Below are 12,495 nucleotides of genomic sequence, written 5' to 3'. Positions count from 1 at the left end.
TGTTTTCGACTGTGTTACCAGAATCGTCTAAAAATGAGTACGACGAGATAAATAAGCGTAGTTGGAATAAATGGGATCCCGAGCATAATGAGCATATCAATGATTTCAACGTTTTTTATCGCTGAAAAAATCTCACGATGAAAAGTCTTGATTAAAACGACGCATACGGGAACCATAATGCCGAGGAAAAACCACATTTCGTAGATTAAATCTGGTCCTTCTTTGCGCGATGATACAATACTGCCACTCTGTTTAAGTAACGTCGCAAGTTGCTTATTACCGGCTAAATGTTTATTCTCCAAAAGAAGTTGAATATTTTCGTTCAGTCCTTGTTTTACCGGTGCCGAAATCCCCGAGACATTTCTCATTTTCCCATCGATAAGAATCCTCTCATTGAGTTCATAATAGATGTCTGCCGGTACGACAGGCGAAAAACTGACAACGCGCCCATCTAATAGAATAGCGACAAATTTATGATGACTCGTTTTTTTGACGACGAGAAACTCAATACGATGAGAATCTAATTCAGCCCCCACTCTTTCAACATTATCCATTTCTGCAATATCAGTCACACTAACCTCTCACTCTATCCTAAGAGTACGCCATGTTACCTATTTTTCGCGTAGTATCGATGTAGCCTGGAATTAAACTAAACGATATCCCTGCCCTGACAACGTCTTGATAACACCTTTCCCCAGTTTTTTTCTCAGCGACGAAATATGTACCTCAATGACATTACTGCCAATCACCTCGCCCCATGAACATAGCTTATCCTCAAGATAACGTCGGGAGAGGATTCTCTCTTTGTTCATCATAAAGACTTCCAGAAGGGATAATTCCCTGGGGGTTAACCCGACCTCTTCGCCATTTACTTTGACTTCACGCGAACTGGTGTTATAGATGATATTGCTGTGTCTTAAAATTGAAGGGGCTAATGCACAATTCCGGCGAACTGCCGCATGGATTCTGGCGTTGAGCTCTTCTATGTCAACGGGGAAATCAATGCAATCATTTAGTCCCAAATTAAAACACTTCACTCTTTCATTCGCCTCCCTACTCTCAATTAACGAGATTAAGGCAAATTTTGAATTTTTATTGTGCCACTGCGACGTTGTACTTAAGCATTGATCTGTTGGATTCAAAATAATTATTGCACAATAGTGAGTTGCATTTAAAAATGCCTCGGCTTGCGAAATATTTTTCACACGATCAATAATATTCCCTGACTTGTTAAGTCCAGAGCACAGAAATTGCATTTTAATTTCATTCTCACCAATCAATAATAATCTCAAAATGCCCTCCTTGTCGCGACGGAAGCATGTTAATAAAATCAGAGATTTATTTCTCAGAGAGTTCTAACCCTGCGTAGATGAAACAGAGATTGAGCCAACCAGACTGGTTGGCTCAGACAGGATTACTGATCTACAGGGCCACAACCACCAATAATTTTAGAGATAGAAATTGCCGGATGTAACAAATAATCGTAATCACAATTTTTTTGTTTGTTATAGACACTACCTGTGCAACCAGAAATCACAGAAATAGCAACAGCGAGCAGAGAGAATTTAATTACCTTTGACATATCGTCTCCTTGGTATAAAAATGATGCCAACCTAACGTTTTTAGCCATTAAGCTCAGGCAATATCACCTGCCATATCATGGCATTTAGCGTCACGTTTTATCCTGAACATCAAAAAGCCCATAGTACCTATATTATTCACCTTCAATACAATGTCAGTTTTGCTGTTTTACGATCAGATAACTACCCTGACCAGGAAAACGTATAAATATTATTATCAGCAACCTCTGGAGAGCGCAATACATAAAACAGGATTAAGACAATAAAAACATTATCGACTTTATATGTTTTTTGTACATTAACATTGCTGCCTGGCTGATAAAATAGCTTTTTTGATATATCAACATCTTATTTCTCGGCACGACCTGGTTTTTTACCAAGGGAAAATTAAGAAAGACAGCATTTTTAACTTCAGCTTATTAATTATGCATACCAGAGATAATAATTTGTACTTTAACGATATTAATATTGATACGTCCTATTCTCTGGTCTGATTAATGCCAATGAAAATAAGAGACACTACTGGGGAGAACAGCGCCTGACGGCGCTGTGATGACGCTACCGATAAGACAAAAGCAGGCATTAACGCTCGTCGCGGCGCCCACCTACCGCAGCCCACAGGCGACGGACGTGCACCGTCACCTCTTCACGGTCGTGATACAACTGACGCGCCTGAATCTGCGCATTCACGCCATGTTCGTCAAGCTGCGCCTGGATATAGGCCAGATTCTGTGAGACCTCTTCGTAACGTTTTTTCATCGGCAACTTGAGGTTAAAGATGGTCTCCCTGCACCAGCCGTGGACCAGCCACTGCGCCATCAGCGCGGCCACTTTAGCCGGCTTCTCAACCATGTCGCACACCATCCATGAGATGTTGTTGCGGTTGGGGCGATACTTAAAACCATCTTCGCGCAGCCAAGTGACCTGCCCGGTATCCATCAGGCTTTGCGCCATTGGACCGTTATCGACCGAATATACCCACATGTTGCGTTTGACCAGTTGATAAGTCCAGCCGCCAGGGCAGGCCCCCAAATCCACCGCATACATTCCGTTTGCCAGACGTTCATCCCATTCATCTTGCGGAATAAACACGTGCAGCGCTTCTTCCAGCTTCAGCGTCGAGCGGCTGGGCGCATCGGCCGGGAACTTCAGACGTGGAATGCCCATATAGTACGGAGAATTGTTACTGGCCCAGGAGTAGCCGGTATAACAGCAGCCCGGCGCGATAAAGAAGACATGCACCACCGGGCGTTTCGGCGTCTCATAGTTCGTCAGAACGCCAGCATCACGCAGCGCGGCTCGCAACGGTACCGTAAATTTGCGACAGAATTTCATCAGCTCTTTGCTTTCATTCGTATCCGCCACTTCCACGCGCAGATCGCCGCCCTTTTCCACCACACCCTGCAACATACCAACAATCGGCGTTATGCGATCTTCCGGTGGCAAGTGCTGTAGCAACTCGCCAACCACAAACCACTGACGGGCAAAAATGAGAGAACTGAATGGCAGTTCGCTGATAATTTTTTCGGCGTCTTCAGCCTGATAGCACTCATAGATGACATAGCCCGCGTTCTCTTTGACACGAGCAAAACCGAAACGCTCCCGACGCCCTGCTTTATCGGTAATCTCGGCGGCACACTCTTTTTCAAAGCCCGGGCGACACAACAACACAACCTTATTCATGAACTACGCCCTTACGCTTCAAACGGATGGCGCCGATTAACATCAGCACCCAACCTGCCAGGAAGCTGACGCCGCCGACAGGGGTAACAAACGCCCACAGGCGCAAATGAGACAGCGCCAGACAATACAGGCTGCCGCTAAACAGCACCGTACCCAGCGCGAGGAAAACGCTACTCCAGTAAAACCAGATGCTGATCCGGCGTTGCATCGCAACCGCCAGCCCGAAGATAGCCAGCGTATGAAACGCCTGATATTGCAGGCCGGTCTGGATCCAGCTCATTTCAACCACACCGAGGGTTTTGCTCAGGACATGCGCACCGAAAGCCCCCAGAGCGACATAAATAAAGCCACTGATAGCGGCAAAAATCAGCATAAAACGGCTGGTCATGGTAATACCCTAAGTAAGTTATTGTTCGTAACGAAAGCGGAATTTCTCTTGTTCCGTGGCCGCTTTCGCCAGTATCCACTGACGGAACGCGGCTATTTTACCCAGTTCTGCCTGACTGTCATGACAAACCAGATAAAATGCATTTTTACTGACCAGAACATCATTGAACGGGCAGACAAGTCGGCCCGCCTCAATCTCTGACTGCGCCATCACGTTATTCGCCAGCGCAACGCCCTGCCCGTGGATAGCAGCCTGGAGCACCATCGCACTATGGCTAAAGATAGGCCCCTGCTGAACGTTGATGTGACTCAGCCCCAACTGTCGCGTATAGGTTTGCCAGTCACGACGCGAGGCATCGTGCAACAGGGTATGCGAGGCTAAATCCTCTGGCGATTTCAGAGGCTTATCACCCGTCAGCAGCAGCGGCGAGCACACCGGCAGCAGATATTCTGCGTACAATTTTTCTACACGCAGTCCCGGCCAATTGCCGCGACCATAAAAAATTGCCACGTCGACATCGTCCGCCAGTTTATCTTCCTGACGGTCCACCGCCTGGATCCTGACGTCAATTCCCGGATAAGCTGAGTTAAAGCTAGAGAGTCGGGGCACCAGCCACTGAATCGCAAAACTGGGCAATAAACTGACCGTCAGCGCCCCCTTTGCACTCCGCGCCTGAAGTTTACGCGTCGCTTCCGTTAATTGCGAAAAAATCTCTTTTATATCGAGAAAGTAGCTCTGTCCTTCTTCGGTAAGAAGAAGAGAACGGTTGCGTCGGCGAAACAGCTTAAGCCCCAAAAAATCCTCAAGTGACTTGATTTGGTGGCTTACTGCGGCCTGCGTCACAAAAAGCTCTTCTGCTGCGCGGGTAAAGCTCAGATGCCGTGCGGCGGCATCAAAAACACGTAATGCGTTCAGAGGTGGAAGTCGTTTTGACATGGCTTTTAAACTTTGATGTTAAAAGAATTTAACAATTAAGCTACACTATGTAACCTATTAGTTTTTTTAATCTGAGCCATTATAATTTGTCCGTTGAGGAACTACCAGCAAATACCTATAGTGGCGGCACTTCCTGAGCCGGAACGAAAAGTTTTATCGGAATGCGTGTTCTGGTGGGCTTTTGGCTTACGGTTGTGATGTTGTGTTGTTGTGTTTGCAATTGGTCTGCGATTCAGACCACGGTAGCAACGCTACCCTTTTTCACTTCCTGTACATTTACCCTGTCTGTCCATAGTGATTAATGTAGCACCGCCAATTTGCGGTGCTTTTTTTTATCTGCTATCTACCGACTACTGATCCAACTCGACCATCTCTTTCACGTCGGTACGATTGATCTGCTGTTTGTTGCCATTAGCGTCCTTGTACGAAATCATCCCGGTTTCATCATCGGTTTTCGGCTTACCGTCCGCGACGATGCTCCGCCCATCATTGGTGTGCATCACGTAGTTTGGACCGGAACAGGCGCTCAGGGCAAAAGTCAGCATACATGCAGAGATAATTGCGGCAGTCTTTTTCATCTTCGTTCTCCTTAAAGCTGTTTATGCTATTTAAAACGTACTCCGTAACAGGCATAAATATTTGCCTAACATAATTCAGCATAAGCTACTGGTCTGATTTCGCCACAACATCCAGAGGATTCCTGGTGGTTGCACAATCCTTGAATCAATAACCAATTTGCGCCACGATCGGATCACTGAATCGAGGAATACCATGAACGCTTTCAATCCCGCGCAGTTTCGCGCGCAATTTCCCGCATTAGCTGACGCCGGCGTCTATCTTGATAGCGCCGCGACGGCCCTCAAACCGCAGGCCGTTATTGAGGCAACCCGTCAGTTCTATAGTCTGAGCGCCGGCAACGTCCACCGCAGTCAGTTCGCCGAAGCCCAGCGCCTGACCGCGCGCTATGAGGCCGCGCGGGAGAAAGTGGCGCGTTTGCTGAACGCGCCTGATGATAAAACTATCGTCTGGACCCGGGGCACCACGGAGGCCATCAACATGGTGGCGCAGAGCTATGCCCGCCCTCGCCTGCAACCGGGCGATGAAATTATCGTCAGCGTCGCGGAGCACCATGCGAACCTTGTGCCGTGGCTGATGGTCGCGGAGAAAACCGGGGCGAAAGTGGTCAAGCTGCCGCTTAATACCCAGCACCTGCCTGACGTCGAGCGTCTGCCGGAGATAATCACCCCGCGTAGCCGAATTCTCGCGCTGGGGCAGATGTCGAACGTTACCGGCGGCTGCCCGGACTTAGCCCGCGCCATTACGCTCGCCCATGCCGCTGACATGGTGGTGATGGTGGATGGCGCGCAGGGGGCCGTCCATTTCCCGGCGGATGTCCAGGCGCTCGACATCGACTTCTATGCCTTCTCCGGACATAAACTGTACGGCCCAACCGGTATCGGTGTTCTTTTCGGTAAACCAGAGCTGCTGGCAGCCATGTCGCCCTGGCTCGGCGGCGGTAAGATGATCAACGAAGTCAGTTTCGAGGGCTTCACGACTCAGGCAGCACCCTGGAAGCTGGAAGCAGGCACTCCTAACGTCGCTGGCGTGATTGGCATGAGCGCCGCGCTGGAATGGCTGGCCGATGTTGACATCATCCAGGCGGAAAGCTGGAGCCGCGGGCTGGCCACGCTGGCGGAAGAGGCGCTGGCTCAGCGTCCGGGGTTCCGTTCGTTTCGCTGTCAGGACTCCAGTCTGCTGGCTTTTGATTTTACCGGCGTTCACCATAGCGATATGGTCACTCTGCTGGCGGAATATGGCATTGCACTGCGCGCCGGTCAGCACTGCGCACAGCCGCTGCTGGCTGAACTTGGCGTCACGGGTACGCTACGCGCCTCATTTGCGCCGTATAATACCCAGAGTGATGTGGATGCGCTGGTCAACGCCGTTGATCGCGCGCTGGAAATACTGGTGGATTAATGACTAGCCCAATGTTTGCCGGACACCCGTTCGGCACAACCGTAACCGAAGAGACGTTGCGCGATACCTTTCTCCCGCTTACCCAGTGGGAAGACAAATATCGCCAGTTGATCCTGCTCGGTAAACAGCTTCCGGCATTGCCCGACGACCTCAAAGCGCAGGCCAAAGAGATCGCAGGCTGCGAAAATCGCGTCTGGCTGGGATATACGCGCGCGGAAAAGGGCACGCTGCACTTTTTCGGCGACAGTGAAGGTCGTATCGTCCGCGGACTGCTGGCAGTCTTGTTGACCGCCGCTGAAGGGAAGACGGCGGCACAACTTCTGGCGCATTCGCCGCTGGCGCTGTTTGATGAGCTGGGGTTACGTACTCAGCTCAGCGCGTCACGCGGTCAGGGCCTGGCGGCGCTGAACGAGGCTGTTATTAATGCGGCCCATTCCGCCGGATGACGACGCTGAAGCGTCTTATCCGGCCTACCCCTGACGCGCCGCTTTTGCCATCATCTTTTTCAACGCATGGGATACTGCCACGAAACCGAACGTGGCGGTGACCATCGTTGCCGCGCCGAAACCCGACGCACAGTCCATCCGCTTTGGTCCTTCTGCCGTCGCCTTCATGGCGCAGACGCTACCGTCAGACTGCGGATACACCAGCGCTTCCGTTGAAAACACGCAGTCAACGCCAAGTTTGCCTTTGCTGTTTTTCACGATGCCAAAATCGCTTTTCAGTCGTTCACGCAGTTTTGCCGCCAGCGGATCCTGGATAGTTTTCGCCAGATCGACGACCTGAATCTGCGTGGGATCGATCTGTCCACCCGCACCGCCAGTGGTCACTAACGGGATCTTATTGCGTCGGCAGTACGCAATCAACGCCGCTTTTGGCCGTACACTGTCAATAGCATCAATGACATAGCTAAATCCCACGCGCATATATTCCGCGACGTTATCCGGCGTAACAAAATCATCGACCACCGTCACCCGACATTCAGGGTTGATCAGGCGAATACGCTCAGCCATCACTTCCGCCTTCGCCAACCCAACATTGTCGCGCAGCGCATGGATCTGCCGGTTAGTGTTCGTCACGCAGACGTCATCCATATCGATGAGCGTAATCGCGCCGATCCCGGTTCGCGCCAGCGCTTCCGCCGCCCAGGAGCCGACGCCGCCGATCCCAACCACGCAGATATGCGCATCGGCAAACAGCTGTAGCGCTTTTTCACCATACAGACGCGCGGTGCCGCCAAAACGCTGACGCCAGGCATCACTTATTACAACAGACATACCACCTCAGAAGTAAAAAGGGTGAGGTTATTCCTCACCCTGCCTTATCCGTAGAAACGGTGCTCAGAATACCACAATCAGCCGCTAAACACGTTACCCGCGCCAGGCGCGCTCTTCAGCACCCATACGCGACCATAGTGATTATACCAGCCTGCGCGGTGTCCCGCGTCCGGCCCAATGCCCTGGTAAATGTCAAAGTGCTGGCCTTTAATCGCCCCGCCGACATCCAGCGCCACCATCAGACGCAGCTCATACTGACCATTAAACTTCCCGTTGTTGTCCAGCAGCGGGACCTCTGCCAGCAACGTCGTGCCCGCCGGGATAATACTACGGTCAGACGCCACCGACGCACGGCCAATCAGCGGTACCGCACTGGCCCCTTTCACTGGGGCAAAAGATTGCGGTTTAAAGAAAACGAATGACGGGTTTTGCTCAAGTAATTCACGCACTTGCGCTTCGCTGTGCGTTTCACCCCAGTGGCGAATCGCCTGCATCGACATGTCTTCTCGCTTCACTTCGCCGCGATCGATCAGGACCTTGCCAATACTGCGGTAGGCGTGACCGTTTTTCCCGGCATAGCTAAAGAAGTTGAGCGGGGAGCCATCGCCAAAGTCGATATAGCCACTGCCCTGCACGTCCATAATAAAGTTATCCATCAGGGAGTTACTGTACGCCAGGATATAGCTGTCGCTCAGGGCACCGGAGTAGATCTCGGCGCGTGACGGCAGACGACCTCGCTTCGGCGGCATACGATAGATAGGATACTGGAACTCGCCCTGACGCGTATGACGCGCCTGAATCACCGGCGTGTAGTAACCGGTAAACTGCACGTTGCCGTAGTTATCAGCGCCTTCCATCTGCCAGGCATCAAGACCAAACTGGCGCATGGTGCGCGTATCGCCACCGGCGCGCAGCCAGTCTTGTACGGCGTTATAAACGTTGCTTTGATTACCGTACAGGCGCGGAGAAGCACTGCGGATCTGATTGACCTGCTCGGCAAAATCGCCGGCGTTGATCGGCGCACCGATGGCATCCGGCTGGTTCACCAGTGAGAAAGGCTGGGTAAACTTCCCGTCTTTATACTGCTGCCCGCGATCGGTTGGTTTAGAGGAACAGGCAGCCAGCATTGCAACTACCGCGCCCACGAGAAGGTAACTGACCCAACGTCCTTTCATTGTTCTCTTCTTTTAGCTGTAAATCATGCGCAATGAAGATAACAAACCCGGCCCGCTAATGAAACGTGCACCGCTGCCCTGACGCAAATTTTGCACATTATTTAAACTGAAATGCCTTGTTTTTGTTCATTTTGATCCCGAAACCGTGATCCAGGTGAAAAAAGGGTTGCATGAAAATGCGAGCAGAGTATAGTGCGCATCCACGGACGCGGGGTGGAGCAGCCTGGTAGCTCGTCGGGCTCATAACCCGAAGGTCGTCGGTTCAAATCCGGCCCCCGCAACCAATTAAAATTTGATGCAGTAAAGTTTTTGCATAGTCGTTCGAATCACAGGAAAGCCAACGCACATGTGGTTTGAAATGCGCAGCAGAAAGACGGACGCGGGGTGGAGCAGCCTGGTAGCTCGTCGGGCTCATAACCCGAAGGTCGTCGGTTCAAATCCGGCCCCCGCAACCAATCAAATTTGATGCAGTAAAGCTTCTGCATAGCAGCAGAAAGACGGACGCGGGGTGGAGCAGCCTGGTAGCTCGTCGGGCTCATAACCCGAAGGTCGTCGGTTCAAATCCGGCCCCCGCAACCAACATCAAACACCTTCACGGGTGTTTTTTTGTTTCTGTGGTCCAGAAAAAAAGCGCTTTTCAGCGCTTTTTATTATCCTCTTCTCGCCAGCGTCGCCCCATCGGCGAAGTACGCTTTGATCCCCGCCAGAATCGACTCCGCCACCTCCTGCTGGAAGGTTGCCGTTTTCAGCTTCCGCTCTTCTTCGATATTACTGATAAACGCCGTTTCAACGAGAATCGATGGGATATCCGGTGCTTTCAGCACGGCAAACCCGGCCTGTTCCACCTGGTTTTTATGCAGATTATTAATCCTGCCGAGCTTGTTGAGCACCGCTTTACCAAACTTCAGACTATCGGCAATGGTCAGCGATTGCACCATATCGAACATGGTGTGGTCGACATAGCGATCGCCGCTTTTACTTACCCCCCCGATCAAATCCGAGGCGTTCTGCGTCTGCGCCAGATATTTCGCCGCCGTACTGGTTGCCCCTTTAGTCGACAACGCAAACACGGATGAACCACTGGGCTGCCGACTGGTGAACGCGTCCGCATGAATAGATACAAAGAGATCCGCACGCTGCTTCTGAGCTTTCGCCACGCGCACCTTCAGCGGTATGAAGATATCTTCATTCCGCGTCATGTAGACCTTCATGTTACCTTCTTTCTCGATTAACGCTCGCAGTCGCCGGGCTATCTGCAACACCACATCTTTCTCACGCGTGCCGTACTTACCGACGGCACCGGAATCCTCACCGCCATGCCCAGGATCGAGCATGATCACAATCGGACGATCGCGACCGGCTTTACCCGGTTGCGGGCCGCTTTGCGCCGGTGGAACCTGCTTATCGAGATCGCCTTTGTTGTAATCTTCCAGCAGCGCCAGCAGAGGATCCTGCATATCCTGCGCATTGGCCGGATAGAGATCCATCACCAGACGTTCTTTAAAGCCTGCCACCGGTGCCAACGCAAACAGTTGCGGCTTCACGTTTTGCTTCAGTTCAAACACCATACGTACGGTTTGCGGATCGAACTGTCCCACGCGTGCGGACTTGATATAAGGATCGTCGGGACGAATTTGCGCCGCCATACCTTTCAGCACGGAATTCAGGTTCACACCTTCAATGTCCACTACCACACGCTCAGGATTGCTCAGCGCAAACTGTTTGTAATTAAGCTGTTGATTCGATTCCACCGTCACACGGGTGTAACTGGATGCTGGCCAAATACGAACCGCAACGACCTGACTGGCAGCAGCCAGACCGACCTGACTGACGCTCAATAGCCACATGGCGCCCGCCCCTTGCAGTAAACGACGGCGGCTGATAGGTGGATTGGATCCCGACATGCTTCTCCCGAGCAAAATAAAACGTAAGGGTGATGAGATACTAAACGTCTAAATTGACCGGAAACTTTAGCGAATGACGCATAATCTGTCATCTATAAAAGGGTAAACATTGTTATTGTATTCACGGTATTACTGAGAAAAAACTTTGTCAGGGTCAAAATTTGCACTTGCGTACGGCGGAAAAACAGAATAAAAATACACTAATTACGAATAATCATGCAATGAGGATATGCCGTGGTGAAGGAACGTAGAACCGAACTGGTACAGGGATTCCGCCATTCTGTTCCCTATATCAATACCCATCGGGGAAAAACGTTTGTCATTATGCTCGGCGGCGAAGCCATTGAGCATGAAAACTTTTCCAGTATTGTCAACGACATTGGGCTTCTTCACAGCCTCGGCATTCGTCTGGTGGTGGTGTATGGCGCACGTCCGCAAATCGACGCCAACCTCGTCACTCATCATCATGAGCCGATGTATCACAAAAATACCCGCGTCACCGATGCCAAAACGCTGGAGCTGGTTAAGCAGGCGGCGGGCACTTTGCAACTGGATATCACCGCTCGCCTGTCGATGAGTCTGAACAATACGCCGCTGCAGGGCGCGCATATCAACGTGGTCAGCGGCAACTTTATCATTGCCCAGCCGCTGGGCGTCGATGATGGTGTGGATTACTGCCACAGCGGGCGTATCCGTCGTATCGATGAAGAGGCGATCCATCGTCAACTGGACAGCGGCGCCATTGTGCTGATGGGCCCCGTCGCGGTGTCGGTTACTGGCGAAAGCTTTAACCTGACCTCGGAAGAGATCGCCACGCAGCTGGCGATCAAGCTGAAAGCCGAAAAAATGATCGGCTTTTGCTCATCGCAAGGGGTAACCAACGACGACGGTGATATCGTTTCCGAACTGTTTCCGAACGAAGCGCAAGCGCGCGTAGAAGCACAGGAAGAAAAAGGCGATTACAACTCAGGCACCGTACGCTTCCTGCGTGGCGCGGTGAAAGCCTGCCGGAGCGGCGTCCGTCGCTGCCACCTGATCAGCTATCAGGAAGATGGCGCGCTGTTGCAGGAACTGTTCTCCCGCGACGGCATCGGAACACAAATTGTGATGGAAAGCGCCGAGCAGATCCGCCGCGCCACCATTAACGATATCGGCGGGATCCTGGAGCTGATCCGCCCGCTGGAACAGCAAGGTATTCTGGTGCGTCGTTCACGCGAACAGCTGGAAATGGAGATCGACAAGTTCACCATTATTCAGCGCGATAACATGACCATTGCCTGTGCCGCGCTGTACCCCTTCCCGGAAGAAAAGATCGGCGAAATGGCATGCGTGGCTGTCCATCCGGACTACCGCAGTTCTTCAAGAGGAGAAGTGTTGCTGGAGAGGATCGCCGCCCAGGCGAAGCAGATTGGTCTGAGCAAACTGTTCGTCCTGACGACCCGCAGCATTCACTGGTTCCAGGAACGCGGCTTCACGCCGGTGGATATCGACCTGCTGCCTGAAAGCAAGAAAGAGATGTACAACTATCAGCGGAAATCCAAAGTGCTGATGGCCGATTTAGGATAAAGCGTATTG

Annotated in this window: 13 protein-coding genes and 3 tRNA genes; 6 read left to right on the top strand and 10 right to left on the bottom strand. The window is 51.6% G+C overall.

Annotated features, from left to right (window positions below; genetic code table 11):
- Nucleotides 1-14 precede the first annotated feature (14 nt).
- The 7 genes from I6L53_RS04510 to I6L53_RS04480 all read right to left on the bottom strand — a co-directional run bounded on the left by I6L53_RS04510 (nucleotide 15) and on the right by I6L53_RS04480 (nucleotide 5,165).
- Nucleotides 15-572: a hypothetical protein gene (locus I6L53_RS04510; protein WP_042322460.1), complete on the bottom strand. Its 558-nt coding sequence runs from the start codon at nucleotides 570-572 to the stop codon at nucleotides 15-17.
- A 72-nt stretch (nucleotides 573-644) separates the two neighbouring features.
- Nucleotides 645-1,292, bottom strand: a complete 648-nt coding sequence (locus I6L53_RS04505) for a winged helix-turn-helix domain-containing protein (protein ID WP_052425409.1) — start codon at nucleotides 1,290-1,292, stop codon at nucleotides 645-647.
- A 122-nt stretch (nucleotides 1,293-1,414) separates the two neighbouring features.
- Nucleotides 1,415-1,582 (bottom strand): YhfL family protein, encoded by a 168-nt coding sequence (locus I6L53_RS04500; RefSeq protein WP_072015736.1) that lies wholly within the window; start codon nucleotides 1,580-1,582, stop codon nucleotides 1,415-1,417.
- 580 nt (nucleotides 1,583-2,162) lie between these two features.
- Entirely contained in the window at nucleotides 2,163-3,263 is a 1,101-nt protein-coding gene (gene rlmM / locus I6L53_RS04495; protein WP_042322459.1) for a 23S rRNA (cytidine(2498)-2'-O)-methyltransferase RlmM, read from the bottom strand.
- On the bottom strand, nucleotides 3,256-3,651 hold the full coding sequence (locus I6L53_RS04490) for a DUF423 domain-containing protein (RefSeq protein WP_042322457.1): 396 nt from the start codon (nucleotides 3,649-3,651) through the stop codon (nucleotides 3,256-3,258). The genes rlmM and I6L53_RS04490 overlap by 8 nt, the downstream gene beginning before the upstream one ends.
- An 18-nt stretch (nucleotides 3,652-3,669) precedes the next feature.
- Nucleotides 3,670-4,587, bottom strand: coding sequence for a glycine cleavage system transcriptional regulator GcvA (gene gcvA / locus I6L53_RS04485; RefSeq protein WP_042322455.1), 918 nt, complete (start codon nucleotides 4,585-4,587; stop codon nucleotides 3,670-3,672).
- A gap of 350 nt (nucleotides 4,588-4,937) precedes the next feature.
- Nucleotides 4,938-5,165: a YgdI/YgdR family lipoprotein gene (locus I6L53_RS04480; protein WP_042322452.1), complete on the bottom strand. Its 228-nt coding sequence runs from the start codon at nucleotides 5,163-5,165 to the stop codon at nucleotides 4,938-4,940.
- A 193-nt stretch (nucleotides 5,166-5,358) separates the two neighbouring features.
- On the opposite strand from I6L53_RS04480, the gene csdA reads away from it, so the two are divergent.
- Both csdA and csdE read left to right on the top strand, forming a co-directional pair.
- Nucleotides 5,359-6,564 carry a cysteine desulfurase CsdA gene (gene csdA / locus I6L53_RS04475; RefSeq protein ID WP_042322450.1) on the top strand — a complete coding sequence of 402 codons (1,206 nt, stop codon included), beginning with the start codon at nucleotides 5,359-5,361 and terminating at the stop codon, nucleotides 6,562-6,564.
- Nucleotides 6,564-7,010: a cysteine desulfurase sulfur acceptor subunit CsdE gene (gene csdE, locus I6L53_RS04470; protein ID WP_042322448.1), complete on the top strand. Its 447-nt coding sequence runs from the start codon at nucleotides 6,564-6,566 to the stop codon at nucleotides 7,008-7,010. Before csdA ends, csdE begins: the two co-directional genes overlap by 1 nt.
- A 24-nt stretch (nucleotides 7,011-7,034) precedes the next feature.
- Here the strand turns inward: csdE and tcdA are convergent, their stop codons facing one another.
- Together tcdA and mltA are read right to left on the bottom strand one after the other, a co-directional pair.
- Nucleotides 7,035-7,841, bottom strand: a complete 807-nt coding sequence (gene tcdA, locus I6L53_RS04465) for a tRNA cyclic N6-threonylcarbamoyladenosine(37) synthase TcdA (protein WP_042322446.1) — start codon at nucleotides 7,839-7,841, stop codon at nucleotides 7,035-7,037.
- Between the two features lie 77 nt (nucleotides 7,842-7,918).
- Nucleotides 7,919-9,016 (bottom strand): murein transglycosylase A, encoded by a 1,098-nt coding sequence (gene mltA / locus I6L53_RS04460; RefSeq protein WP_042322444.1) that lies wholly within the window; start codon nucleotides 9,014-9,016, stop codon nucleotides 7,919-7,921.
- A 207-nt stretch (nucleotides 9,017-9,223) separates the two neighbouring features.
- On the opposite strand from mltA, the gene I6L53_RS04455 reads away from it, so the two are divergent.
- The 3 genes from I6L53_RS04455 to I6L53_RS04445 all read left to right on the top strand — a co-directional run bounded on the left by I6L53_RS04455 (nucleotide 9,224) and on the right by I6L53_RS04445 (nucleotide 9,595).
- Nucleotides 9,224-9,300, top strand: a tRNA-Met gene (locus I6L53_RS04455).
- A 94-nt stretch (nucleotides 9,301-9,394) separates the two neighbouring features.
- Nucleotides 9,395-9,471, top strand: a tRNA-Met gene (locus tag I6L53_RS04450).
- 47 nt (nucleotides 9,472-9,518) lie between these two features.
- Nucleotides 9,519-9,595: transfer RNA gene (locus tag I6L53_RS04445), tRNA-Met, on the top strand.
- Nucleotides 9,596-9,666: 71 nt separating this feature from the next.
- On the opposite strand, the gene amiC is transcribed toward I6L53_RS04445, so the two are convergent.
- A complete protein-coding gene (gene amiC / locus I6L53_RS04440; protein WP_042322442.1) occupies nucleotides 9,667-10,920 on the bottom strand; it encodes an N-acetylmuramoyl-L-alanine amidase AmiC in 1,254 nt (417 codons plus the stop codon).
- Between the two features lie 234 nt (nucleotides 10,921-11,154).
- Between amiC and argA the strand changes: the two genes are divergently transcribed.
- Entirely contained in the window at nucleotides 11,155-12,486 is a 1,332-nt protein-coding gene (gene argA / locus I6L53_RS04435) for an amino-acid N-acetyltransferase (RefSeq protein WP_042322440.1), read from the top strand.
- Nucleotides 12,487-12,495: the final 9 nt, after the last annotated feature.

Origin of the sequence: Citrobacter farmeri, assembly GCF_019048065.1 — a bacterium.
Lineage (GTDB): Bacteria > Pseudomonadota > Gammaproteobacteria > Enterobacterales > Enterobacteriaceae > Citrobacter_A > Citrobacter_A farmeri.
The sequence above is the reverse complement of the archived record's forward strand: the minus strand, read 5'-3'. Positions and strand labels throughout refer to the sequence as shown.

Coding starts and splice junctions, on each gene's coding strand:
- I6L53_RS04500 (WP_072015736.1), bottom strand. CDS start 1,582: ATGTCAAAGGTAATTAAATTCTCTCTGCTCGCTGTTGCTATTTCTGTG.
- rlmM (WP_042322459.1), bottom strand. CDS start 3,263: ATGAATAAGGTTGTGTTGTTGTGTCGCCCGGGCTTTGAAAAAGAGTGT.
- I6L53_RS04490 (WP_042322457.1), bottom strand. CDS start 3,651: ATGACCAGCCGTTTTATGCTGATTTTTGCCGCTATCAGTGGCTTTATT.
- gcvA (WP_042322455.1), bottom strand. CDS start 4,587: ATGTCAAAACGACTTCCACCTCTGAACGCATTACGTGTTTTTGATGCC.
- I6L53_RS04480 (WP_042322452.1), bottom strand. CDS start 5,165: ATGAAAAAGACTGCCGCAATTATCTCTGCATGTATGCTGACTTTTGCC.
- csdA (WP_042322450.1), top strand. CDS start 5,359: ATGAACGCTTTCAATCCCGCGCAGTTTCGCGCGCAATTTCCCGCATTA.
- csdE (WP_042322448.1), top strand. CDS start 6,564: ATGACTAGCCCAATGTTTGCCGGACACCCGTTCGGCACAACCGTAACC.
- tcdA (WP_042322446.1), bottom strand. CDS start 7,841: ATGTCTGTTGTAATAAGTGATGCCTGGCGTCAGCGTTTTGGCGGCACC.
- mltA (WP_042322444.1), bottom strand. CDS start 9,016: ATGAAAGGACGTTGGGTCAGTTACCTTCTCGTGGGCGCGGTAGTTGCA.
- amiC (WP_042322442.1), bottom strand. CDS start 10,920: ATGTCGGGATCCAATCCACCTATCAGCCGCCGTCGTTTACTGCAAGGG.